24 protein-coding genes are annotated in these 22977 nt (G+C 62.0%); 18 read left to right on the top strand and 6 right to left on the bottom strand.

Annotated elements, in window-relative coordinates; all coding sequences use genetic code 11:
- Nucleotides 1–6 precede the first annotated feature (6 nt).
- The 16 genes from JHD64_RS03850 to JHD64_RS03775 all read left to right on the top strand — a co-directional run bounded on the left by JHD64_RS03850 (nt 7) and on the right by JHD64_RS03775 (nt 12803).
- Nucleotides 7–495, top strand: coding sequence for an OmpH family outer membrane protein (locus tag JHD64_RS03850; protein WP_059285468.1), 489 nt, complete (start codon nt 7–9; stop codon nt 493–495).
- A gap of 52 nt (nt 496–547) precedes the next feature.
- Complete coding sequence (lpxD, locus tag JHD64_RS03845; protein WP_199052313.1) at nt 548–1597, top strand: UDP-3-O-(3-hydroxymyristoyl)glucosamine N-acyltransferase; 1050 nt, start codon at nt 548–550, stop codon at nt 1595–1597.
- Nucleotides 1590–2042 (top strand): 3-hydroxyacyl-ACP dehydratase FabZ, encoded by a 453-nt coding sequence (gene fabZ, locus JHD64_RS03840; protein WP_059285467.1) that lies wholly within the window; start codon nt 1590–1592, stop codon nt 2040–2042. Before lpxD ends, fabZ begins: the two co-directional genes overlap by 8 nt.
- Nucleotides 2043–2044: 2 nt before the next feature.
- A complete protein-coding gene (gene lpxA / locus JHD64_RS03835) occupies nt 2045–2821 on the top strand; it encodes an acyl-ACP--UDP-N-acetylglucosamine O-acyltransferase (RefSeq protein WP_199052312.1) in 777 nt (258 codons plus the stop codon).
- A 2-nt stretch (nt 2822–2823) separates the two neighbouring features.
- Nucleotides 2824–4002 carry a lipid-A-disaccharide synthase gene (lpxB, locus tag JHD64_RS03830; RefSeq protein ID WP_199052311.1) on the top strand — a complete coding sequence of 393 codons (1179 nt, stop codon included), beginning with the start codon at nt 2824–2826 and terminating at the stop codon, nt 4000–4002.
- On the top strand, nt 3987–4604 hold the full coding sequence (rnhB, locus tag JHD64_RS03825; RefSeq protein ID WP_199052310.1) for a ribonuclease HII: 618 nt from the start codon (nt 3987–3989) through the stop codon (nt 4602–4604). Before lpxB ends, rnhB begins: the two co-directional genes overlap by 16 nt.
- Nucleotides 4605–4616: 12 nt before the next feature.
- Complete coding sequence (locus JHD64_RS03820) at nt 4617–5117, top strand: DNA-deoxyinosine glycosylase (protein WP_199052309.1); 501 nt, start codon at nt 4617–4619, stop codon at nt 5115–5117.
- A 283-nt stretch (nt 5118–5400) separates the two neighbouring features.
- Nucleotides 5401–6276, top strand: a complete 876-nt coding sequence (locus JHD64_RS03815; protein ID WP_304506281.1) for an ABC transporter permease — start codon at nt 5401–5403, stop codon at nt 6274–6276.
- Nucleotides 6273–6986, top strand: coding sequence for an ABC transporter permease (locus tag JHD64_RS03810; protein WP_059285463.1), 714 nt, complete (start codon nt 6273–6275; stop codon nt 6984–6986). The genes JHD64_RS03815 and JHD64_RS03810 overlap by 4 nt, the downstream gene beginning before the upstream one ends.
- A gap of 21 nt (nt 6987–7007) precedes the next feature.
- On the top strand, nt 7008–7775 hold the full coding sequence (locus tag JHD64_RS03805) for an ABC transporter ATP-binding protein (RefSeq protein WP_059285462.1): 768 nt from the start codon (nt 7008–7010) through the stop codon (nt 7773–7775).
- Between the two features lie 34 nt (nt 7776–7809).
- Nucleotides 7810–8934, top strand: a complete 1125-nt coding sequence (locus JHD64_RS03800; protein WP_199052308.1) for a succinylglutamate desuccinylase/aspartoacylase family protein — start codon at nt 7810–7812, stop codon at nt 8932–8934.
- Nucleotides 8935–9112: 178 nt separating this feature from the next.
- Nucleotides 9113–9331, top strand: coding sequence for a hypothetical protein (locus tag JHD64_RS03795; protein ID WP_059285461.1), 219 nt, complete (start codon nt 9113–9115; stop codon nt 9329–9331).
- 90 nt (nt 9332–9421) lie between these two features.
- Entirely contained in the window at nt 9422–9931 is a 510-nt protein-coding gene (gene mobB, locus JHD64_RS03790; RefSeq protein WP_199052307.1) for a molybdopterin-guanine dinucleotide biosynthesis protein B, read from the top strand.
- Entirely contained in the window at nt 9918–11120 is a 1203-nt protein-coding gene (gene glp, locus JHD64_RS03785) for a gephyrin-like molybdotransferase Glp (RefSeq protein ID WP_059285460.1), read from the top strand. Before mobB ends, glp begins: the two co-directional genes overlap by 14 nt.
- Before the next feature lie 2 nt (nt 11121–11122).
- Nucleotides 11123–11467: a 2Fe-2S iron-sulfur cluster-binding protein gene (locus JHD64_RS03780; protein WP_199052306.1), complete on the top strand. Its 345-nt coding sequence runs from the start codon at nt 11123–11125 to the stop codon at nt 11465–11467.
- 98 nt (nt 11468–11565) lie between these two features.
- Nucleotides 11566–12803, top strand: a protein-coding gene (locus tag JHD64_RS03775) for an IS3 family transposase (RefSeq protein WP_370540927.1) whose coding sequence is annotated in 2 segments (ribosomal slippage) — nt 11566–11917 and nt 11917–12803 — 1239 coding nt in all. Because the reading frame shifts where the segments join, the coding sequence is not laid out codon by codon here.
- Nucleotides 12804–12873: 70 nt separating this feature from the next.
- Here JHD64_RS03775 and JHD64_RS03770 read toward each other — a convergent pair.
- The 6 genes from JHD64_RS03770 to JHD64_RS03745 all read right to left on the bottom strand — a co-directional run bounded on the left by JHD64_RS03770 (nt 12874) and on the right by JHD64_RS03745 (nt 20690).
- Nucleotides 12874–14496, bottom strand: coding sequence for a CHASE2 domain-containing protein (locus JHD64_RS03770; RefSeq protein ID WP_110312917.1), 1623 nt, complete (start codon nt 14494–14496; stop codon nt 12874–12876).
- Between the two features lie 21 nt (nt 14497–14517).
- Nucleotides 14518–16068, bottom strand: a complete 1551-nt coding sequence (locus JHD64_RS03765) for a FecR domain-containing protein (protein ID WP_199052304.1) — start codon at nt 16066–16068, stop codon at nt 14518–14520.
- A gap of 192 nt (nt 16069–16260) precedes the next feature.
- Nucleotides 16261–17079, bottom strand: coding sequence for an ABC transporter permease (locus JHD64_RS03760; protein WP_103524522.1), 819 nt, complete (start codon nt 17077–17079; stop codon nt 16261–16263).
- Between the two features lie 26 nt (nt 17080–17105).
- A complete protein-coding gene (locus JHD64_RS03755; RefSeq protein WP_059285359.1) occupies nt 17106–18374 on the bottom strand; it encodes an ABC transporter permease in 1269 nt (422 codons plus the stop codon).
- Between the two features lie 114 nt (nt 18375–18488).
- A complete protein-coding gene (locus tag JHD64_RS03750; protein WP_233170317.1) occupies nt 18489–19514 on the bottom strand; it encodes an ABC transporter substrate-binding protein in 1026 nt (341 codons plus the stop codon).
- Nucleotides 19515–19583: 69 nt separating this feature from the next.
- Entirely contained in the window at nt 19584–20690 is a 1107-nt protein-coding gene (locus tag JHD64_RS03745) for an ABC transporter ATP-binding protein (protein ID WP_110312915.1), read from the bottom strand.
- A 270-nt stretch (nt 20691–20960) separates the two neighbouring features.
- Between JHD64_RS03745 and JHD64_RS03740 the strand changes: the two genes are divergently transcribed.
- Entirely contained in the window at nt 20961–22676 is a 1716-nt protein-coding gene (locus JHD64_RS03740) for a ribonucleoside triphosphate reductase (protein WP_199052302.1), read from the top strand.
- Nucleotides 22677–22716: 40 nt separating this feature from the next.
- On the top strand, nt 22717–22902 hold the full coding sequence (gene nrdD, locus JHD64_RS22185; protein ID WP_059285362.1) for an anaerobic ribonucleoside-triphosphate reductase: 186 nt from the start codon (nt 22717–22719) through the stop codon (nt 22900–22902).
- The last annotated feature ends 75 nt before the right edge of the window (nt 22903–22977 follow it).

The following is a 22977-nucleotide window of genomic DNA, read 5'->3' as shown; positions in this document are numbered from 1 at the left end:
CTGAACATGAAATCTTCTTTCAAATGGTGGCTGGCGGGGCTGGCCCTGCTCAGCCTGCAGGCCACTGCGGCTGATTTCAAGCTGGGTTTTGTCAATATCGAGCGGGTATACCGCGAAGCTGCGCCGGCCATCGCCATCCAGAAAAAACTGGACAAGGAGTTTGCCGACCGCAGGGCCGAGCTGAAAAAAATGGAAAACCGTGCCAAAGAGCTGGAAGTCCTGTTGGCCAAGAGCACGTTGTCCATTGACGACCGCAAACGCTACGAGCGCGAATATGCAGCGCTGGATCGCGACTATCGCGCCAAGGGGCGTGAATTGTCCGAAGACTTCAATCAGCGTCGCAACGAAGAGTTTGCCTCGGTACAGGAGCGTGCCAACCGCGTGCTGCGGCAGATTGCCGACCGCGAGCAGTACGACCTGATCCTGCAGGATGTGGTTTATGTCAATCCCAAGTTCGATTTGACCGGCAAGGTGTTGAAGGAACTTGAGAAATAATCCTGCCTAACAGTTACGGGAGAAGCCGACCCGTGGTCGGCTTTCATTTTTGATGGCGTACACGCTTTCTCATATCGTGGCCCGCCTTGGCGGCGCACTCGAGGGCGCTGACCGCATGGTCGAGCGTCTGGCACCGCTGGATGTGGCGGGGCCGACCGATATCACTTTTCTGTCCAATCCCAAGTACCGCAAGCAGCTGGACAGCTGTGCGGCCGGTGCGGTGATCGTTTCCCCCAAGCTCGCGGCCGAGCTGGATCCGGCACGCTCCTGGATCGTGGTGGACGACCCTTATCTGTACTTTGCCAAGGTGGCCACGCTGTTCCATCCACCGGCCCAGCCACAGCCTGGCCTGCACGCCACTGCGGTGGTGGGCGAGGGCAGTGTCATCGCCGCCAGCACCGAGGTGCGCGAGCATGTCAGCATCGGCCGTGACGTGGTCATCGGCGAGCGCTGCATCCTGCATCCTGGCGTGGTGATCGGCGACGGCACCGTGCTGGGCGACGATGTGGTGCTCTATCCCAATGTCAGCGTCTATCACGGCTGCCTGCTGGGCAACCGCGTCGCCGTGCATTCCGGCAGCGTGATCGGTGCCGACGGCTTTGGCCTGGCCTGGGCCAAAGACCACTGGTTCAAGATTCCGCAAACCGGTCGCGTCATCATCGAGGATGATGTCGAAGTGGGGGCCAATACCACCATCGACCGCGGCGCGCTGGCCGACACCATCATCCGCCGTGGCGCCAAGATCGATAACCTGGTGCAGATTGCCCACAATGTGCAGATCGGCGAACACACGGCGATTGCCGGTTGTGTCGGCATTGCCGGCAGCACCCGGATCGGCGCCCACTGTACTGTCGGTGGGGCGGCCATGTTCGTCGGCCATATCGAGGTGGCGGACAAGACGCATATCGGTGGCGGCACCCTGGTGTCCAAATCCATCCGCCAGCCGGACACCTATGCCTCGTCCTATCCGCTGCAAACCATGAAGGAATGGCTGGGTAACGCCGTTCATGTAAGACATCTGGACGATCTCGCCAAGCGCATAAAACAACTCGAACGCGAGATCGGCAAACTGAAAGAACCTGAGGACAACGCCAATGACTGAACACGCCGTGACGATTGATGTACGGGAAATCATGCAGTGCCTGCCGCACCGCTACCCCTTCCTGCTGGTCGACCGTGTCACCGAATTGGTGCCGAATACCCGTATCAAGGCACTGAAGAACGTCACCATCAACGAGCCCTTCTTCTGTGGCCATTTCGAACAATACCCGGTGATGCCGGGTGTGCTGATCATCGAAGCCCTGGCACAGGCTGCCGGCATCCTGGCGATCAAGAGCCAGGGTGCGCGTGCTGACAATGAGCTGTATTTCTTTGTCGGCATCGACAAGGCGCGCTTCAAGCGTCAGGTCGTGCCCGGTGATCAGCTGATCTTTGAAGTGGAAGAAATCACCACCAAGCGTGGTATCGGCAAGTACACCGCCCGTGCGCTGGTGGACGGCCAGGTGGCTTGTGAAGCCGAAATCATGTGTGCCAAGCGCGAGGTCTGATCATGGCCATTCACCCGACAGCCATTGTTGATCCCAAAGCCAACATCGCCGCCGATGTGGAAATCGGTGCCTACTCCATCATCGGGCCGGATGTCAGCATAGACAGCGGCACCTGGGTGGGGCCGCACGTGGTGATCGAAGGCCATACCAGCATCGGCAAGAACAACCGCATTTTCCAGTTCAGCTCGCTGGGCGCCATCCCGCAGGACAAGAAATACGCCGGCGAGCCGACCCGGCTGGAAATCGGTGACAACAACACCATCCGCGAATTCTGCACCTTCAATATCGGTACCGCGCAGGATGTGGGTGTCACCCGCCTGGGCAACGACAACTGGATCATGGCCTATGTGCATCTGGGCCATGACTGCCAGATTGGCAATCACACCATTTTTGCCAATAACGCCACCCTGGGCGGCCATGTGCATATCGGCGACTGGGTGATCCTGGGTGGCTTCACCAGCGTGCACCAGTTTGCCATCATCGGCGATCACGCCATGACCGCCTTTGCCAGTGCAGTGGCACAGGACGTGCCGCCGTATGTGATGGCGCATGGCAACCGTGCGGTGCCGGCCGGCATCAATGCCGAGGGCCTGAAGCGCCGTGGCTTCACGCCGGAACAGATCCGCCGCGTGCGCAATGCCTACAAGGCGCTGTACCGCCAGGGTCTGCAATACGATGCCGCCAAGGAAGCCATTCTGGCCGAAGCCCAGCAAGGCCATGCCGAGCTGGAGCCGTTTACCCGCTTCTTTGCCCAGTCCGAGCGAGGCATCATCCGCTGACCATGTCCGAACCCTTGTTCAAGCGTAAAGGCGCGCTCAAGGTGGCCATGGTGGCTGGCGAAGCCTCAGGCGATCTGCTGGCAGCCCACCTGATGGAGGCGCTGCAAGCGCGCCATGCGGATATCGAATTTGCCGGTATCGGCGGCCCGCGCATGGAAGCGCGAGGTTTTACCTCGATGGTGCCGCAGGAAAAACTGGCCGTGCGCGGCTATGCCGAGGTGCTGCGCTGTCTGCCTGAGCTGCTGCGTATCCGCCGCACTCTGCGCGCACAGTTGCAGGCCGAAAAGCCCGATGTCTTTATCGGGGTGGATGCGCCGGACTTCAATCTGGCGCTGGAAGCGGCCTTGAAGAAAAGCGGCATTGCCACCGTGCACTATGTCAGCCCCTCGGTATGGGCATGGCGGCTGGAGCGTATCTACAAGATAGGCAAGGCAGTCAATCGCGTGCTCTGCCTGTTTCCGATGGAGCCAGCGCTGTACCGGCAGGCCAAGGTGCGGGCGGACTTTGTTGGCCATCCGCTGGCCCATGCCATCCCCATGGTGCCGGACCAGCTGGCCATGCGCGAACAGCTGGGTTTGCCACGGCAGGCGCCGGTATTCACCCTGATGCCGGGTAGCCGCAAGAGCGAGCTGGAATTCATGGCCCCGCTGTATATCGAGGCGGCGCGCATCCTGCTGCGCGATTATCCGGATGCCACTTTCCTGGTGCCGCTGGCCACCCGCGCCACCATGGATCTGTTCGACCGCTTGCTGACCCGCCACAAAGCCTGGGATCTGCCGCTGCGCAAGCTGTTCGGCCATGCGCAGATGGCGATGATTGCCAGCGATGTGGTGCTGGTCACCAGTGGCACCGCCACACTGGAAGTGGCACTGGCCAAGCGACCGATGGTAATCAGCTACAAGCTGTCCTGGCTCACCTATCAGCTGGTCAAGCGCAAGATCAAGCTGCCGTATGTGGGGCTGCCCAATATCCTGTGTGGCCGCTTTGTGGTGCCGGAACTGCTGCAAAAGGATGCCACGGCAGTGAAACTGGCGGCCGAGGTCAAGCGCCTTTATGTCGATCAGGATGCCAGGGTGGAGATGGTGCAGGCCTTTACCGATCTGCATCAGTCACTGTTGGCCGATACGGCGGAACTGGCTGCCACCGCCGTATTGCAGGAGGCCGGATGCCACAGCGCCTGAATCTGCTGGCCGCTGACGAGCTGATTGCCGGCGTGGATGAGGCCGGGCGCGGCCCCCTGGCCGGGGCGGTGTTTGCCGCCGCGGTGATTCTCGATCCGGCGCGGCCCATAGCCGGGCTGGCTGATTCCAAGGTATTGAGCGAGGCCAGGCGCGATGCCCTGGCCGTCCTCATCAAACGCGATGCGCTGGCCTGGTGTATCGCCAGTGCCAGCGTCGAGGAAATCGACCAGCTGAATATCCTGCACGCCACCATGCTGGCGATGAGCCGGGCGGTGGAGGGGCTGACGCCACAGCCGGGCAGGGTGCTGATCGATGGCAATCGCGTACCCAGGCAGATCAGCCTGCCGGCGGAAGCCATTGTCAAGGGCGATGCCAAGGTGCAGGCCATTTCCGCAGCCTCCATCCTGGCCAAGACCGCGCGCGATGCCGAGCTGGTGGCGCTGGATGCCCTGCATCCGCAATACGGCTTTGCCCGCCACAAGGGCTATCCCACCGCCGAACACCTGGCTGCGCTGGAAGCGCATGGTGTGCTGGCGGCGCATCGCAAATCCTTTGGCCCGGTCAAGGCCTGGCTGGCCCGGCAGCAGGGGCAGCTGTTCTAGCTGCTGCTGCCCATGAGTGATAGCGCCAAATCCTGTTTCCCGCCGGTGGTGAATGCGCAAACCCGTTTGCTGATCCTGGGGTCCTTGCCCGGCGATGCTTCGCTGCAGGCGGCGCAATACTATGCCCACCCGCGCAACCAGTTCTGGCGCTTGCTGGGCGAGTTGCTGGATGGTGATCTGCCGGGGCTGGACTACTCAAGCCGGCTGGCGGCACTGCAACAACACGGTATCGGGCTGTGGGATGTGGTGGCGCAAGCACGGCGGCCGGGCAGCCTGGATGCAGCCATCCGCGACCTCAGCCCCAATGACCTGCCGGCGCTGTGTGCCAGCCTGCCGGCCTTGCGCGCCATTGCCTTCAATGGCGGCACCGCGGCAAGCATCGGCCGCAAGCAGCTGGCGGGCATGGACAGCCAGCCATTGCTGTTTGATCTGCCTTCTTCCAGTCCTGCCTATACCCTGTCCTATCCAGCCAAACTGAGCCGCTGGTTGGCCTTGCGCGCCGTGCTGGCCTGAGCCGGTTTTGGTGCTGGCTGCAACACTTTTGCGATAATTGCATATACAAATCATGGCCGCTTGCTGCCAGATCCGGCCGCTCCGTTGCTACCGGTCTGCATGAGTGGCCTGATTTATATCACAATAAAAACAGTTATTTGCCGCTATTTCCCCCTTTGTTTCATACGCATGTCTATCTGGTAGGCGGCTGTGTCTCCGCTGCTGGCATGCTGCGCATGCACAATAAAAAATCATTGTATATACAATAAGGCTTGATTAGGATCGTGACAGATGTGTTGCCGCAATGGCTGCCATCACCGGGCGCGACCGGCTGAGAATCGTCCAGCAAGGACGGCCGACCGGTCGCTTTACCCTCTACCAGGAGAAATGTCATGAAACACCCTTCTGCCCGCCAGATCCGGCCGGCAGCGTCAGCTGCTGCCGCACGCCATTCCCATCATTCACCGTGTCCTTCCGTCAGGAGATAGCCATGTTCCTGTCCGGATTCGGCCCGCTCATTCTGGCGGGTACTTGGGTGACACTGAAGCTGTCGCTGTTGTCGCTGATCCTGGCCATGCTGATCGGTCTGGCCGGTGCCAGTTCCCGGCTGGCCAAGGGCCGTCTGCTGCGTGGCTGGGCCACCGCCTATACCACGCTGATTCGCAGCGTGCCTGACCTGGTGCTGATGCTGCTGCTGTTCTACAGCCTGCAACTGGGGCTGAACCAGTGCACCGAGGCACTGGGCATGGCGCAGATCGACATCGACCCCTTTCTGGCCGGCGTGGTGACCCTGGCCTTCATCTATGGCGCCTATTTCACCGAGACCTTTCGCGGCGCCTTCCTGTCGGTGCCGGCAGGGCAGATCGAAGCGGCCATCGCCTATGGCATGACGCCGTGGCAGAGCTTTCGCCGGGTGTTGTTTCCGCAGATGATGCGCTTTGCCCTGCCGGGCATTGCCAATAACTGGCAGGTGCTGATCAAGGCCACCGCGCTGGTGTCCATCATCGGGCTGGCCGACATCGTCAAGGCCACCCAGGACGCCGGCAAGGCCACCATGCAGATGTTCCTGTTTGCCGTGGTGGGCGCGCTGATGTACCTGCTGATCACCACCGTGTCCAATCTGCTGCTGATCTGGCTGGAAAACCATTACTCGGCCGGTGTGCGCAAGGCGGTGCTATGAGCGAGATCATCCAGAATTACTGGCAGGCCTGGCTGTGGAACGACGGCTATCACCTGTCCGGCGTGGCCATGACCCTGTGGCTGCTGATTGCCTCGGTTGCCTGCGGCTTTTGCCTGTCCATCCCGCTGGCGGTGGCGCGGGTGTCGTCGCGGCGCTGGATCAGCGGCCCGGTATGGTTCTATACATATGTGTTTCGCGGCACGCCCTTGTATATCCAGCTGCTGATCTTTTACTCGGGGGTGTACAGCCTGCATGTGGTGCGCTCGGTCGACCTGCTGGAGCACTTTTTCCGCGAGGGTCTCAACTGCACCATCCTGGCCTTTGCCCTCAATACCTGCGCCTATACCACCGAGATCTTTGCCGGCGCCATCCGCGCCATTCCCTATGGCGAAATCGAAGCGGCACGCGCGCTGGGCATGTCGCCCTGGGTCAAGTACACCCGCATCATCATTCCCGCCATGCTGCGCCGGGCACTGCCTTACTACAGCAATGAAGTCATCCTGATGCTGCACGCCACCACCGTGGCCTTTACCGCCACCGTGCCGGACATCCTCAAGGTGGCGCGCGATGTCAATGCCGCGACTTACGCCTCCTTCGAGGCCTTCGGCATCGCCGCCGTGCTGTATGCCTGCATCGCCTTTGCCCTGGTCGGGCTGTTCCGCCTGTGTGAAAAACGCTGGCTGGCCTTTTTGCGCCCCATGGGCCATTGATACGGATTCGGAAAGATTGCCATGTACAAATTGACTGTGAACGGCCTGCACAAGAAATACGGCCAGCATGAAGTGCTCAAGGGGGTTTCGCTCAAGGCCAGGGCCGGCGATGTGATCAGCATCATCGGCTCGTCCGGCTCGGGCAAGAGCACCTTTCTGCGCTGCATCAACTTTCTGGAGCAGCCTTGCGCCGGCGAAATCAGCCTGAATGGCGAGCTGCTGCAGACCGTGCTGGACAAAAAGGGTAGCCAGCGTCCGCGTGATCCGAAACAATTGCAGAAAATGCGCACCGAGCTGTCCATGGTGTTCCAGCATTTCAATCTGTGGTCACACATGACCGTGCTGGAAAACATCATGGAAGCGCCCATGCATGTGCTGGGCCTGAGCCGTGCCGAAGCGCTGCAGCGCGCACGCAAATACCTGGCCAAGGTGGGGCTGACCGAGCAGCAGGAAAACAAATACCCGGCCCATCTGTCCGGTGGCCAGCAGCAGCGGGTGGCCATTGCCCGTGCCCTGGCGATGGAGCCGGAGGTGATGCTGTTTGACGAACCCACCTCGGCGCTCGATCCGGAGCTGGTGGGCGAAGTGCTGCGGGTGATGCAGGCACTGGCCGAGGAGGGCCGCACCATGGTGGTGGTGACGCACGAGATGGGCTTTGCCCGCAATGTGTCCAATCATGTCATCTTCCTGCACCAGGGGCGGATCGAGGAAGAAGGCCACCCGGCCCAGGTGCTCAGCCAGCCCAAAAGCGAACGCTTGCAGCAGTTTTTGTCCGGCAGCCTCAAGTAATATTGCCGGCATCTCACATTATCAGGAGTCATTCATGCGAACGGAAATTCACCCGCTGCTGTCGCCCAGCCTGGGCACCCAGCGCAGCATCACCAGCTTTCATTTCGGCGCAGCCGGAACGGGTGGCTGGCCGCGCAAGGTGTATATCCAGGCCAGCCTGCATGCGGGGGAGATTCCCGGCATGCTGGTGGCGCACAAGCTGCGCCAGCAGTTTGCTGCGCTGGAGCAGCAGGGCCTGTTGCAGGCCGAGATCGTGCTGGTGCCGGTGGCCAATCCCATCGGCCTGGCCCAGCAGCTGCATTACCAGCCACAGGGCCGTTTCGATCTGGAAAGCGGGGAAAACTTCAACCGCCTGTACAGCGAACCTTCGGCCCGCGTGCTGCCGCAGCTGGCCGATAGCCTGACGCAGGATGCCCATGCCAACCGCGACATCATCCGCCAGGCGCTGCGTACCGCCATTGCGGCCGAGCCGGTCAACACCGAGCTGCAAAGCCTGCGCCAGACCCTGCATCTGCTGGCCATCGATGCCGATCTGGTGCTGGACCTGCACTGCGACTTTGCCGGCCCGGTACATATTTACGCGCATAGCGAGCACTGGCCGCTGGTGGAGGCGCTGGCTGCCCACCTGCAATGCGGGGCGTCCCTGCTGGCCGATGCCTATGGCGTGATGCCCTTCGACGAAGCGATCTTCCTGCCCTGGGCCAAGATTCGCGCCGCCTTGCCGCAATTCCCCGTGCCATTCGACAGCGTGGCGGTGACGGTGGAGCTGCGCGGCGAGGGTGATGTCAGCCATGCGCTGGCCGATCAGGACAGTCAGGCCATTCTGCATTACCTGACCGGCTGCGGCGTGATCCGTGGCGCAGCGCAGCCGGTCCCGGCACTGCCGCATCCGGCCACGCCGCTGGATGGCTCGGAAACCCTGATCGCGCCGCATGCCGGGGTGATTGTCAGCCTGGCCGAGCTGGGCAGCGTGGTGCAGGCGGGCGATGCCATCGCCGAGGTGATCGACCCCGTCAGCGGCAGCAGCACCATCCTGCGCGCGGGCACGGCCGGGGTGTTCTATGTGTTTGCCCGCCATCCCTATGTCACCCGTGGTGGCACGGTGGCCAAGATCGCCGGGGCCAGCCCGCTAGGCAAGGGCAATCTGCTGGGAGCCTAGCGTGCGGCCCGGCACTAGCCTGCCGGGTGCGCAAGGGCAAGTGCAGGGCGGGTGGTTTGTGGTGTTTTCCATCCCTAGTCACGGTTGCCATGGCTTTGCCGCGGTCGAAAACTTGCAGTTTGCTGCCGCTTGCACCGATATTGGTAAGGTAAGTGCATCTACAGGAAGGAGGGGCAGCATGAGTCGCTATTGCATCTGGTTTGTCACGCCCGACGACACGGTCATGCGGCGTGCCGAAGTCGCCATCAATGGCAGTATCCATTGTCATCAGGTGCTGGAAGAAATCGAGGCGCAACTGGCGCTGGATTGCGGGCTGAGCCAGGTGATGATCGTGGACTGGAAGCGTTTCGAACAGCCCGAGGAGCAGACGACTCATTTTGCCCGGGCGGTGGCCTGAGTACCGAATAACTAGGTCATCCGGCTGAATGATGGGGCAGGGGCACATGTTATGATGCGCTCCTGCCCCATTTTATCGAGTAGCGCCGCCATGTATGTTCTGGGAGTCGCCGGCTATTCCGGCAGCGGCAAGACCACCTTGCTGGAAAAAATCATTCCGCTACTGCTGGCCGCTGGCGTGGATGTGGCCGTGATCAAGCACACGCACCACGATGTGGACTGGGACCAGCCGGGCAAGGACAGCTGGCGGCATCGCCAGGCCGGCGCGCGGCAGGTCTTGCTGGCAGGGGCGCAGCGCCGCCTGCTGGTGGAAATCCTGCCACAGGGCAATGATGCGCCGCTGGCCGCCCATGTCGCAGCCCTGCGTCCCTGTGATCTGGTGCTGGCCGAAGGCTTCAAGCACGAAGCCATTCCCAAGCTGGAAGTGTATGATCCGGCGCTGGGCCATGCGCCGCTTTACCTCGACGATGCTCAGGTGCTGGCGGTGGTTTCCGATGCGCCACTGGCGACTGCGCTACCCGCTTTTACCCGGAACGATGCCGCCGGCCTTGTCCGTTTCATTCTTGCCTTGCTGGAACAACATCAAGATGCTCACCGTTGATCAAGCCCGCGACTGGCTGCTACAGCGCGCCAGGCCGCTTACCGCTACCGAAACCGTTCCGCTGCTGCAGGCGCTGGGCCGCATTCTGGCGACGCCGCTGCTGGCCAGCCTGGATGTGCCGCCGCACGACAACAGCGCCATGGACGGCTATGCCCTCAATACCGCGGATGCCGGCCAGCCGCTGCCGCTGTCGCAACGCATTGCTGCCGGTTGCCAGCCGCAGCCGCTGCAAGCGGCCACCGCGGCGCGTATCTTTACCGGTGCGCCCATTCCCGCCGGTGCCGATGCCGTGGTGATGCAGGAAATGGCCGAGCTGCAAGCCGATGGCCGGGTGGCGTTCAGCCAGAGCCCCCGTCCCGGACAGAATATCCGCCGTGCGGGCGAGGATATCCGCCGCGGCAGCCAAGTACTGAGCGCCGGGCAGCAACTGACTGCCGCGCATCTGGGCCTGGCAGCCTCCATCGGTGTGGCCGAGCTGACCGTGTTCCGGCCGCTGCGGGTGGCGGTGTTCTTTACCGGTGACGAACTGGTGGAGCCGGGGCAGCCGCTGGCCGCCGGACAGATCTACAACTCCAACCGCTACTGGCTGGTGCCGGAGCTGATGCAGCTGGGCTGCGAGGTGACCGATCTGGGCATCGTGCCCGATTCGCTCAGCCGCACCCGCGAAATCCTGCAGGACGCTGCCGCGCTGGCGGATGTCATCATGACTTGCGGCGGGGTGTCGGTAGGCGAGGAAGACCACGTCAAGGCGGCAGTCGAGGCCGAAGGGGCGCTCGACTTGTGGAAAATCGCCATCAAGCCGGGCAAGCCGCTGGCCAGCGGCCGGGTTGGCCAGGCGGGCTTTGTCGGCCTGCCGGGCAATCCGGTGTCCGGCTTTGTCACTTATCAGGTGCTGGTCAAACCCTATCTGCAGCGCTGTGCCGGCCTGTTGGCCGATATCGGCCAGGCACCCCGGCAGTATCCGGCCGGATTTGTCTGGGACCGCCCCGACAGCCGGCGCGAGGAATTCCTGCGGGTGAAGCTGGTGCAGCAGGATGGCCAGTGGCAGCTGCAGCCTTACCCCAACCAGGGCTCCGGTGTGCTGACCTCCTGCGCCTGGGCCGACGGTCTGGTGCGGCTGGCGGCCGGCCAGCAGGTGCAGCCGGGCGATTTGCTTGAGCTGTTGCCGATCGGGCGCTTCGGCTGCTAGCCATGCCGCAGCTGCGATTTGTCGATCAGCAGCAGCGGCTGCTGGCCGAACTGGAGGCCCAGCCCGGTGAGCTGTTGCTGGATGTGGCGAGGCTGGCCGATGTGCCGCTGCACTGGCGCTGCGGGCAGGGGACATGTGGCACCTGCAAGGTGCGTATCAGTCATGGCGGCCCGCTGCTGCCGGTGAGCTTGGGGCGCAAGGAGCGCAATGTCCTGCTGCGGGCCGGCTTGATCGACCAGGCCGCCGCTGGCGCCGAGTGCTGGCCGGATGTGTCATCCGGCTGGCGGCTGGCCTGCCATCTGACGGTGGGGGAAGAGGACTGGCTGGTGCTCTGTCCGCAAGATTAGCACTCATGCAAAAGGCAGCCTGATGGCTGCCTTTTTTATGGACATTGTCCCGTCCTGGAATAAGTTGACACTTTTTCGCCGTAACGAAAGAGAGTCATATGGAATCAAGGATCAAGCGTACCCAGCAAGACTACAGCCTCGCTTTTAAACTGTCGGTCGTAGACCAGGTAGAAAAAGGCGAACTGACTTACAAAGAGGCACAAAGCCGCTATGGCATTCAAGGTCGTTCGACGGTGCTGGTATGGTTACGCAAGCACGGCTTGCAGGACTGGAGTGCCAAGTCCTCCCGTCGCACTTTGGGAATTCGGATGGAGAATCAAGGTAACAAACCGCTGACGCCGGAACAGCGGATCAAGGAACTGGGAACCCAGCTCAAAGAGGCCAATGAGAAGGCGCAGCTATTCGAAGCGATGCTCGAGGTCTTGAAGAAAGACTACGGAGTACGCGTGGTAAAAAAGCCTTCGGGCATGTCCTTTCCCAAAGGAAAGTCCACGGGTTGAGCGTGAGCCGGGCCTGCCGTTATGTTCAAGTGAGCCGCCAGGCTTATTACAAGCGCTGCCGCAGCGAAAGCCATCGTGTCGAACGGAATGGCAAAGTGATGACGTGGGTGCGGGATATGCGTTTGCGCCAGCCCCGACTGGGAACGCGGAAGCTGCACCATATGCTGCAGTCGCGAATGGCTGAGGCGGGCATCAAGCTGGGGCGGGATGGTTTGTTCGATCTGTTGCGTAGTGCCCGTCTACTGGTGGTCCCGCCGCGGGCGTACCACAAGACCACCCACAGCCATCACCGGTTTTACCGTCACCCTAATTTGCTCAAGGCCGGACCACAGCAGGTCATTCCGACGGGGCCGGAGCAGGTGTGGGTGGCGGATATTACCTACTTGCCGACAGCAGAGCGGTTTGCTTATCTGAGTCTGGTGACCGATGCCTACTCCAGGAAAATCGTTGGCTATCACGTGCATGCCAGCTTGCAGACGGAGGAGGTCAGTGGTGCGCTCAAAATGGCCTTGCGGATGCGGCGTTCACGACAGCGATTGATACACCACTCAGACCGCGGCATTCAGTATTGTTCGGCCTACTATCAGCAGATTCACGCCCGGTACGGGCTGAGGTGCTCAATGACGGATGGCTACGACTGCTACCAGAATGCGCTGGCAGAGCGGGTGAACGGGATACTGAAAGGCGAATTGCTGTTGCATCGGCCCGCTGACTTGCAGGAGGCAAGGAAGATGGTGGCGCAGTCGGTGAGGATCTACAACCACGAGCGGCCTCACCAAAGCCTGAAATACAAGACGCCCGATGAGGTGCATCGGGCGTCGATAACGAGCATTTGACCAGCCCATGCGGTGCGCTGGTGGGTGTCAACCTATGTTAGGACTGGACACATCTCTCGGACATTGCCGGCTAGCTGGATGCCGGGCTGACCACATTGCGGCCGGAGCGCTTGGCGATATACAGGGCGCCATCGGCTTCTTCGTAGATGCGTTGGGCCGTGTCGTCTTGCTGGGGGATGCGGGCAGCCACGCCGATGCTGCAAGTCACCTTGTGCAGCGGGCTGCCATCATGCGGCAGGTCGAGGTCTTCCAGCCGCTGGCGGAAGGTTTCGGCGGCATCGACCGCATCCTGCATGGTGGCGCCGGGCATCAGCACGCCGAATTCTTCGCCGCCCAGGCGTGCCGGCAATTCGCCCTTGCGCTGGAATGATTCGCGCAGCACATGGGCCACGCGCTTGAGTACCATGTCGCCGGCATAGTGACCGTACTGGTCGTTGTATAGCTTGAAGTGGTCAATATCCAGCAGGACAAAGGCCAGCGGCTGCTGGGCATTGCGCTGGCGTTCGATGGCCGGAATGAACACTTCGTCAAAATGGCGGCGGTTGGCCAGCTGGGTCAGCCCGTCGGTGGTGGCCAGCGTCTGCAGGCTGGCCTGGCGGATGATGAAGCGGGTCAGGCCGGCCAGCACCAGTACCAGCATGCTGCTGGCCGGAGCAAACCAGATATGGCCAAGGTTTAGCAGCAGCATGGATGCGCCGGCCACCAGCAGGGTGGCGGCGGGATAAGCCAGCAGCACCGTTCGTTGCCGGCTCCATGGGGTCAGCAGGTAGTCCAGTGCCACGATCAGCAGCAGGGTCAGCAGCCCCTGGCGCAGCAGGTTCAGTGGCCGGATCAGGCTGTTATCCTGCAGGCCGCGCAGCAGATAGGCATTGATCACCACGCCGGGCATGCCGGCCGAATTGGCGGAAATCGGGGTGGTGTGCATATCCCCCAGCCCGGCGGCGGTCACCCCGATCAGCACGATGCGGTTGCGAAAAGTCTCGCGCTCGGCATTGGACAGGGCATCGATATACGACATGCGTTCGAAGGGTTCGGCACCATTGCCAAACGGCACCAGCACTTCGTCGTCGCGCACCCAGGATTCGTCGCTGCCATGGAAGGGCAGTTTCAGGGCCGGGGCGGGCAGGCCCTGTGCCACCTCGTACACCGCCTTGGCAAAGCCGGGAAAGTCAGCAGAGCCAAGACCGGCCATCAGATAGGTACGGCGGATCACGCCGTCGTTGTCGCGCTCGAAGTCGGTGTGTCCCAACCGGTTGGAGGCCGCCGCCAGTAAGGGTATCGGCCGGGTTTCGGTGAGGGTGTCGCCGGCGCTTTCCGGAAATACCGGGCTGACCACCTTGCCATTGCGGCGGATGGCCGCAGCCAGCGACTGGTCGGGTTGGTTGCTGGCGAGCGTGCTTTCCGCCAGGGCGATGTCGAGGCCGACGGCCTTGGCGTATTGCAGCTGATCGATCAGGCGGGCGTGCAACTCGCGTGGCCAGGGCCAGCTGCCCATCTCGGCCAGGCTGCGGTTGTCCACTTCGATCAGGATGGGATCATCGGCGCTCTTGTGCAGGGTGTGCCGGCTGAGCGCCGCATCGTAAAACCAGTAATCCAGCCGCTGCACGGCACCGGTCAGCGCCAGCAGCAGGCCGAGCAGCCCCGCCAGCAGCGGCAGCAGTTGATATGACCGGTGTTTTATCGGTGATGGCATGCGCGTATTTTATGCGATTGCTCATTGGATGTTGATTTTTTCAATCGCTTCCACCGCGTGATATCCATCATCGCCATTGATTTCGAGTTGGGCAAAGTACTGGCCGCGCGGCAGTGTGTCCAGCAGCCAGGCCGGCTGCGGCCGGGTGTCGTGGTAACTGATGTTTTGCATGGCCGGATTATCCGCCAGCTTGAGCGTGTAGCGGGCACCGCTCACCGGGTAACGCCGCCCCAGCAGGGCCGGTGTGTTGTTGCCGATGCTGGAGAACAGGCCCTTGACCAGGACTTGCTGGGCATCGCTGTACGGGCCGGGCTGGCCCTGCTCATCCAGCCGCGCCACGCGCCAGAACCACTGGCCCTTGTCCGGCAGCTGCAGGGTGATGTCGCCGTCCTGCAGCGTCAGGCTCTGGCTGATGCTGGCAAAGTCGCTGCTGCGCGACAACTGCAGTTGCACGGGCTGCTGCGGGCTGGCCAGCAGCTTGAGCGGCAGCGACTGTGTGCGGATTTCCTGCACGCCGGCGGTGCCAAACAGCAGCGGCGGTGGCGGGAAGGCGGCCAGGGTAAAGGTCTTGCTGCTGTCGTAGCCTTCCAGTCCGTGCTGGTTGCGTGCGCGTGCCGACAGCAGGTATTCGCCATTGGCGGGCAGTGCCGGGAACAGCTGCGGAGCGGCCACCGTGCGTTCAGCCAGCAGGTGGCCATGTTCGCCCGGCCCGCGCAGCTTGATGCGGTAGGCCACGGCCTGCTGGTCGGCCGCCCATTTCAGCAGGGGCGGGTTGAAACTGCTGCTTGCCGGCAGCGGGCCCAGATCCGGGGCGGCAGGCAGGGCCTCCGGGGCGCTGGGTTTGCCGGAGCCTGAAGCCAGGGTGCCAAAGCCGGCCGGGACATCGACCTGGGCCTTGCTCTTGCCGCTGACGCTGACCTTGCCACGCAGCACCTCGGTCATGGTGGCGCTGACCGACTCGGTATTGACGCGGAATTCGGTGCCGCGCACGGTGGTGACCGCCGATGGCGTGCGTATCTGGTAGCGGTTGGGCATCAGGATGTTGGGAATCACCGAGCTGCCGGCATTGCCCTTGTCCAGCTTGATTTCGGTTTTGGCCGAGCCGGTACTGGGATAGTAGATTTCGTTTTGCAGCTGGGCGCTGGAATTGGCGTTCAGCAGCAGGGTGGAGCCGTCTTCAAAGCGCAGCTTGAGCATGGCGTCGTTGCCGGTCTGGAACTGCACGCCCTTGGGATAGCGCATGTCCTTGTTGATGGGTAGCGGCTTGCCCTTGGCATCGTGTGCGCTGACCTCGCCGGAAAACTCTTCGATCTGTGCGCTGGAGGGATGCTGCCTGACCCAGGGATAGGGCACCTTGATCCGGCTGCCCGGCGTCAGGCGGTAGGGATCGGCAATGTGGTTGAGGCTTTGCAGGCGCGGCACATAGGCGGGAGAGGACAGGTGCTGGTCGGCAAACGACCACAGCGAATCCCCCGGCTTGACCTGGTATTCCCAGGTGGCCGAGTCGCTGCCCGGGGCGGCAAACAGGGAGGAGCTAACAAGGAACAGGCTTAATGCCGGGATAAGTCGCATAAACAAACTTGCACAGGAATGGGCGCACGGGGCGCAGACTTCCTGAATACTAAGCTGCTGGCCGCGGATTACAAGCAACAGCGGTTCCGCCGGCAAACTGAATAATGATTTCTTGACAAAAATCAGGCCGACCTGTTACGGCCGGCCTGCAATGCTCTGCAATGGATGGAGCAGATGAGGGAATGTTTGCAATCAGCTGGTACGCAGACGCTCGCTGCGGCCGCGCAGCCATTCCAGTGTCAGCAGCAGCAGGATGGAGAAGCCGATCAGCAAGGTGGCCGCTGCCGCAATGGTGGGACTGAGGTTTTCGCGAATGCCGCTGAACATCTGACGCGGCAGGGTGGCTTGTTCCGGGCCGGCCAGGAACAGCGTCACCACCACTTCATCAAACGAGGTGGCAAAGGCAAACAGCGCACCGGAAATCACCCCCGGCGCAATCAGCGGCAGGGTGATGCGGAAGAAGGTGGTGATGGGCGAGGCCCCCAGGTTGGCCGCGGCACGGGTCAGGTTGTGGTTATAGCCCTGCAGGGTGGCGGTCACGGTGATGATGACAAACGGCACGCCCAGCGCGGCATGTTCCAGGATCAGCGTGGTATAGCTGTTGTCCATGCCCAGCGGGGCAAAGAACAGATAGCTGGCCACGCCGACAATCACCACCGGCACCACCATCGGCGAAATCAGCAGGAACATGATGATGCCCTTGCCACGGAATTCGCCACGGGTGAGGCCGATGGAGGCCAGCGTGCCCAATACCATGGCCAGCACGGTGGCGGCCGGGGCCACGATCATGCTGTTCTGCAATGAGCGGATCCACTCCGGTGCGCTGAACAGGTCCTGATACCAGCGGAAGGAGAAGCCGGTCAGCGGGTACACCAGGAAAGAGCCTTCGTTAAAGGACAGCGGAATGATCACCAGCACCGGCATGATCAGGAACAGCAGGGTCAGGCCGCTGGTAATGCGCAGAACGTAGTGCCACACCTTTTCGATGGGCGACATGGTCGGGTTCAGCATGGTTATGTCTCCGTGAAGGGTGAGGGTTAGCCCAGGCGCAGGCTCTTGGCGCCTACCAGCCAGTTGTAAACGATGTACAGGATCATGGTGGCGGCCAGCAGCAGGCCGCCCAGTGCGGTAGCCATGCCCCAGTTGATCGAGGTATTGGTATAGAAGGCGACGAAGTAGCTCACCATCTGGTCGTTCGGGCTACCCAGCAGGGCCGGGGTGATGTAGTAGCCGATGGACAGGATGAACACCAGCAGCGCACCGGCACTGATACCGGCCACGGTCTGCGGGAAGTACACGCGCCAGAAGCTGGCAAACGGGTGGCAGCCCAGCGAGATGGCAGCCTTCATATAGCTGGGGGAGATGCCTTTCATCACGCTGTAGATGGGCAGGATCATGAAGGGCAGCAGGATGTGCACCATGGAGATGTACACGCCGGTGCGGTTGAATACCAGTTGCAGCGGATGATCGATCAGGCCCAGCCATTGCATGGTGGAGTTGATCAGGCCTCCGGATTGCAGCAGCACGATCCAGGCGGCAACCCGTACCAGCACGGAAGTCCAGAACGGCAGCAGCACCAGGATCATCAGCAGGTTGCTGGTGCGGGTGGGCAGGTTGACCAGCAGGTAGGCCAGCGGGTAGGCCAGGGCCAGGGCAATGGCGGTCACCACCAGGCTCATCCAGAAGGTACGGGTAAAGATGTCCAGGTAAATGGCCTGGTCCGGGGCGGAGCGGCTGATTTCGCCCAGATCATCGATGCGGTGATCCATGGCGGCCAGCAGGTAGAACGGGGTCTGGCTGCTGGTGTTGCGGCGGATGGCCTGCCAGTAGGCCGGGTCACCCCAGCGCTCGTCCAGATTGGTCAGCGCGTCCTTGTAGGATTTCGGGGCCGGGTCCATCGGCAGGGCACGGGCGGTCTTGTTGAGCAGGCTGCGGTAGCCGGCCACTTCCATGTTCAGGCGTTTGCCCAGGTCACCCAGCTTCTGGTCATCGTGTGCTTGCTGGATGTCCTGTGCTGCCGCGGCATACACGGTTTCCGGCGGCAGGGCGCGGCCGCTCCAGCTGGAGATGGCCTTGACCGTGTGCGGCATGGCGTCCACCACTTCCGGGTTGTTGACGCTCTTGAATAACAGGCTGGTAATGGGCAGCACGAATACCAGCAGGATAAACAGCACCAGCGGCAGGATCAGCAGCTGGGACTTGAGTTTGTTCATGCGCTCGGCGCGGGCCAGCTTCTGTTTCAGCGAACGGCCGGCCTCCGGCAGGGTGGCTGCGACAGCGGTGGTGGGTGCAGAGGAAGCGGTCATTCTTCCGGCTCCGGATCAGGTAAGGGGTGAAACCCCCTGGGGATGAACCCCCGAGGGGGCGGACCTGCTGCCGGATATAAAAGAGCCGGCAGCAGTCATGCGTGTTGCAGCTGCTTACTTGGCAGCCCAGGCGTTGAAGCGTTGTTCCAGCGATTCGCCGAAGTCAGCCCAGAAAGCCACATCCACGGCGACACCGCTCTTGATGTTTTGCGGAGCGGTCGGCAGGTCAGCCACCAGCTTCGAGTCCAGCAGCGGCACGGCTTTCTTGTTGGTCGGGCCGTAGGCGATATTCTGCGAGTACACCTTCTGGTTTTCCGGCTTGCTGGCGAAAGCGATGAACTTCAGCGCAGCGTCCTTGTTCGGCGAGCCCTTCGGGATGGCCCACGAATCAAAGTCATACATGCCGCCGTTCCAGACGATCTTCAGGTTCTTGCCTTCCTTCTGGGTGTTGGCGATACGGCCGTTGTAGGCCGAGCTCATCACCACGTCGCCGGATACCAGGTACTGCGGCGGTTGTGCGCCGGCTTCCCACCACTGGATATTCGGCTTCAGCTGGTCCAGCTTCTTGAAGGCGCGGTCCACGCCGGCCGGGGTCGCCAGTACCTTGTACACGTCCTTCGGTGCCACGCCGTCAGCCATCAGCGCTACTTCCAGGGTGTACTTGGCACCCTTGCGCATGCCGCGCTTGCCCGGGAATTTCTTCACATCCCAGAAATCCTTCCAGCTGGTCGGGCCAACCTTCAGCTTGTCGGCGTTGTAGGCCAGTACGGTCGACCATACGAAGATGCCCACACCGCAGGACTGGGCAGCGCCCGGTACGAAATCAGCCTTGTTGCCGATCTTGCTGTAGTCCAGCTTTTCGAACATGCCTTCATCGCAACCGCGGGCCAGTTCCGGGGATTCCACTTCCAGCACGTCCCAGGACACGCTCTTGGTGTCGACCATGGCTTTCACCTTGGCCATTTCGCCGTTGTACTCGCCGCCCACTACCTTGATGCCGGTAGCCTTGGTGAAGGGGGCGTAGTAGGCCTTTTCCTGGGCAGCCTTGTTGGCGCCGCCGAAGGAAATCACGGTCAGGTCACCGGCCAGGGCACTCTGAGCACAGCAAGCAGCAACCACGGCCAGCGAAAGAGCTTTCATGCATTTCTTCATTTGATAGATCTCCTATTGTTTTAGGACTACAGCTACACCTTACTCACTCGCACGCACTCACTCGGCCAGTTCGACGGGATCGAGCGCTCTTACGTGTTCTACATTCCAGCCCAGCGAAATCACATCGCCCACGGCCAGCTTGGGGTCGAGCGTGGCGATAGGCTGTTTGACGATGAAACTGGAGTTGCCACAGGCTTCCATGCGGATGCGCACGTGGTCGCCCAGATAGATGAATTCGCGCACGCGGCCGGAGAAGCGGTTTTGCTCCTGCGCCACGTTCAGCTTGATGCGTTCCGGGCGGATGGACAGCGATACCGGTGCGCCGGGGGCGGCATCGTGAATGGCCATGGCTTCCACGCGCTCGCCGTTTTCCAGGCCCACGGTGCAGCGCTCGCCATCGCGGCTGAGCAGCTTGCCGTGCAGGCGGTTGTTTTCACCGATGAAGTTGGCGACAAAGGTATTGCGCGGATGCTCGTACAGGCCTTGCGGGCTGTCGATCTGCTGGATTTCACCCTGATGGAACACGGCCACGCGGTCGGACATGGTCAGCGCTTCGCTCTGGTCGTGGGTCACATACACCACGGTCACGCCCAGCCGTTCGTGCAGATGCTTGATTTCCATCTGCATGTGTTCGCGCAGCTGCTTGTCCAGCGCACCCAGCGGCTCGTCCATCAGCACCAGTTGCGGTTCGAAAACCAGGGCACGGGCCAGGGCCACGCGCTGCTGCTGGCCACCGGACATCTGGCCGGGGTAGCGGTTGGCAAACTTGTCCAGCTGCACCATGGACAGGGCACGCTTGACGCGCTCGGTGACGTCGGTCTTGTCCATGCCGCGCACTTTCAGCGGGAAAGCCAGGTTCTCGGCCACGGTCATGTGCGGAAACAGCGCGTAGTTCTGGAACACCATGCCGATATCGCGCTTGTGCGGCGGTACGCGGTTGAGCGAACGCTCGCCCAGCATGATCTCGCCGGCGGTCGGGGTTTCAAAGCCGGCCAGCATCATCAGGCTGGTGGTCTTGCCGGAGCCGGACGGACCCAGCAGGGTCAGGAATTCGCCCTTGCGGATATCCAGATTGAGATCCTTCACGATCAGGGTCTCGCCGTCGTAGCTCTTTTGTACGTTCTTGAAGCGGACCAGGATGTCGCTTGCGTTCGTTTCAGCCATGACCACTCCTGTTTAAATGGTGATGACTGAATTGTAAAAAGTGGATGACAGCAGGGGTATCGGGGGGCTGCGGATTTTACTGTCAGGAAAAATGCTGTAGTCCTGTAGGGCAATCCCTACAAGACAGCAGCATGAAAAACCGGCGCCACCCTGGTGCAAGCGGCCGGCGCGGGCGGCACTTGATCCGCATCAAGCCTTTTCCAGCTGTGACTTTGCTGCGCTAAAAATCAATATATAGTGTCTGAAAATTTCAAGGCACTACATATTGTTATGAAAAAACCTGTCATGGTCAGTCCGCTTGCCACGCTGGACGAATACCTCAGCCGCGCCGACTGGCGCGTCTCTGCCAATGCCAACCAGGGCTACAGCCTGGGCGGGATGATTCTGAATGCCGCCGGCAAGCTCACCGCCAACTACTGGCTGGATGGCATCTACCCGGCGGCAGTGGCCCAGGCCCACCGCGAGGCCGATTTCCACCTGCATGATCTGGATGTGCTGGCCGGCTACTGCGCCGGCTGGTCGCTGCGCCAGTTGCTGCACGAAGGCTTCAATGGCGTGCCGGGCCGGGTGGAATCGGCCCCGCCGCGCCACCTGAGCGCGGCGCTGGGGCAGATGGTGAATTTTCTGGGCACCCTGCAAAACGAATGGGCCGGCGCACAGGCTTTTTCCAGCGTGGACACCTACCTGGCCCCCTTCATCAAGCGCGATGGCCTGAGTGACGCCCAGCTGGAGCAAGCCATGCAGGAGTTTGTGTACAACCTCAACGTGCCCTCGCGCTGGGGCACGCAGACACCATTTACCAACCTCACCTTCGATTGGCGCTGCCCGGCCGACCTGGCGGAACAGATCCCGCTGATTGCCGGCGAGGAAATGCCGTTCTGCTATGGCGACTGCCAGCCGGAAATGGACCGCATCAACCGCGCCTTTCTGCGGGTGATGGCCAGTGGCGACGCGCATGGCCGGGCTTTTACCTTTCCCATTCCCACCTACAACATCACCCCGGATTTCGACTGGGACAGCGCCAATGCCGATTTGCTGTTCGAGCTGACGGCCCGCTACGGCCTGCCGTATTTCCAGAACTTCCTCAATTCCGATCTGGAGCCGCAAATGGTGCGCTCCATGTGCTGCCGGCTGCAGCTGGACCTGCGCGAACTGCTCAAGCGCGGCAACGGTCTGTTTGGCAGTGCCGAACAGACCGGCTCGCTAGGCGTGGTCACCCTTAATTGCGCGCGGCTGGGCTACCGCTTTCGCGGCGACTGGGCCGGCCTGCTGGCCGAAACCGACCGCCTGCTGGCCCTGGCCTGCGACAGCCTGGAAATCAAGCGCCGGCGGGTACAGGGCTGGATGGACGATGGCCTCTATCCTTACACCAGGCGCTATCTCGGCACTTTGCGCAATCACTTCTCCACCATCGGCGTAAACGGCATCAATGAGCTGATCCGCAATTACAGCCGCGATGCCGACGACATCACCACCGCCCATGGCCAGCAGCTGGCGCTGGAGCTGCTCGACCACATCCGTGCGCGCATGGTGCAAATGCAGGAAAGCACCGGCCATCTGTACAACCTGGAAGCCACCCCGGCCGAGGGCACCACCTACCGCTTTGCCCGCGAAGACCGCAAGCGCTACCCCGGCATCCTGCAGGCCGGCACGGACGCCCAGCCTTACTACACCAATTCCAGCCAGCTGCCCGCCGGCCATACCGACGACCCCTTCGCCGCGCTCAGCCACCAGGAGCCGCTGCAGCGCCGCTATACCGGCGGCACCGTGCTGCACCTGTATATGCGTGAGGCGATCAGCAGCAGCGCAGCCTGCAAGCAGCTGGTGCGCCGCTCGCTGCAACGCTTCCGGCTGCCCTATGTCACGGTCACCCCCACCTTCTCGGTGTGTCCGCAGCATGGCTATCTGAGCGGCCACCACGAATACTGCCCCAAGTGCGATGCCGAACTGCTGGTCCGCACCATGGCAGCCACTGCCGCCAGCTGAGGCTGACACGCTTTCACCCGTCCCTTAACAGGAGAACACCATGACAACCCCAACCCGACACCCCCAGGTCATCAGCACCGCACAACTCGACCCGGCCCTGCGTACCCGCTGCGAAGTGTGGACCCGCGTGATGGGCTATTTCCGTCCAGTCTCGGCCTTCAATGTGGGCAAGCAGGGCGAGTTTGCCGAACGCCTGCATTTTGATGAACAGCATCTGCATCACTGAGCCCGGCTTGCCATTGGCCGGCATCGAGCCGTTTTCCAGCTGCGACTGGCCGGGACGGCTGGTGGCCACCGTGTT

Source organism: Aquitalea sp. ASV15, from assembly GCF_016429115.1.
Classification (GTDB): domain Bacteria; phylum Pseudomonadota; class Gammaproteobacteria; order Burkholderiales; family Chromobacteriaceae; genus Aquitalea; species Aquitalea magnusonii.
Note: the sequence above shows the minus strand (reverse complement) of the source record. Positions and strands in the feature narration are given on the sequence as shown.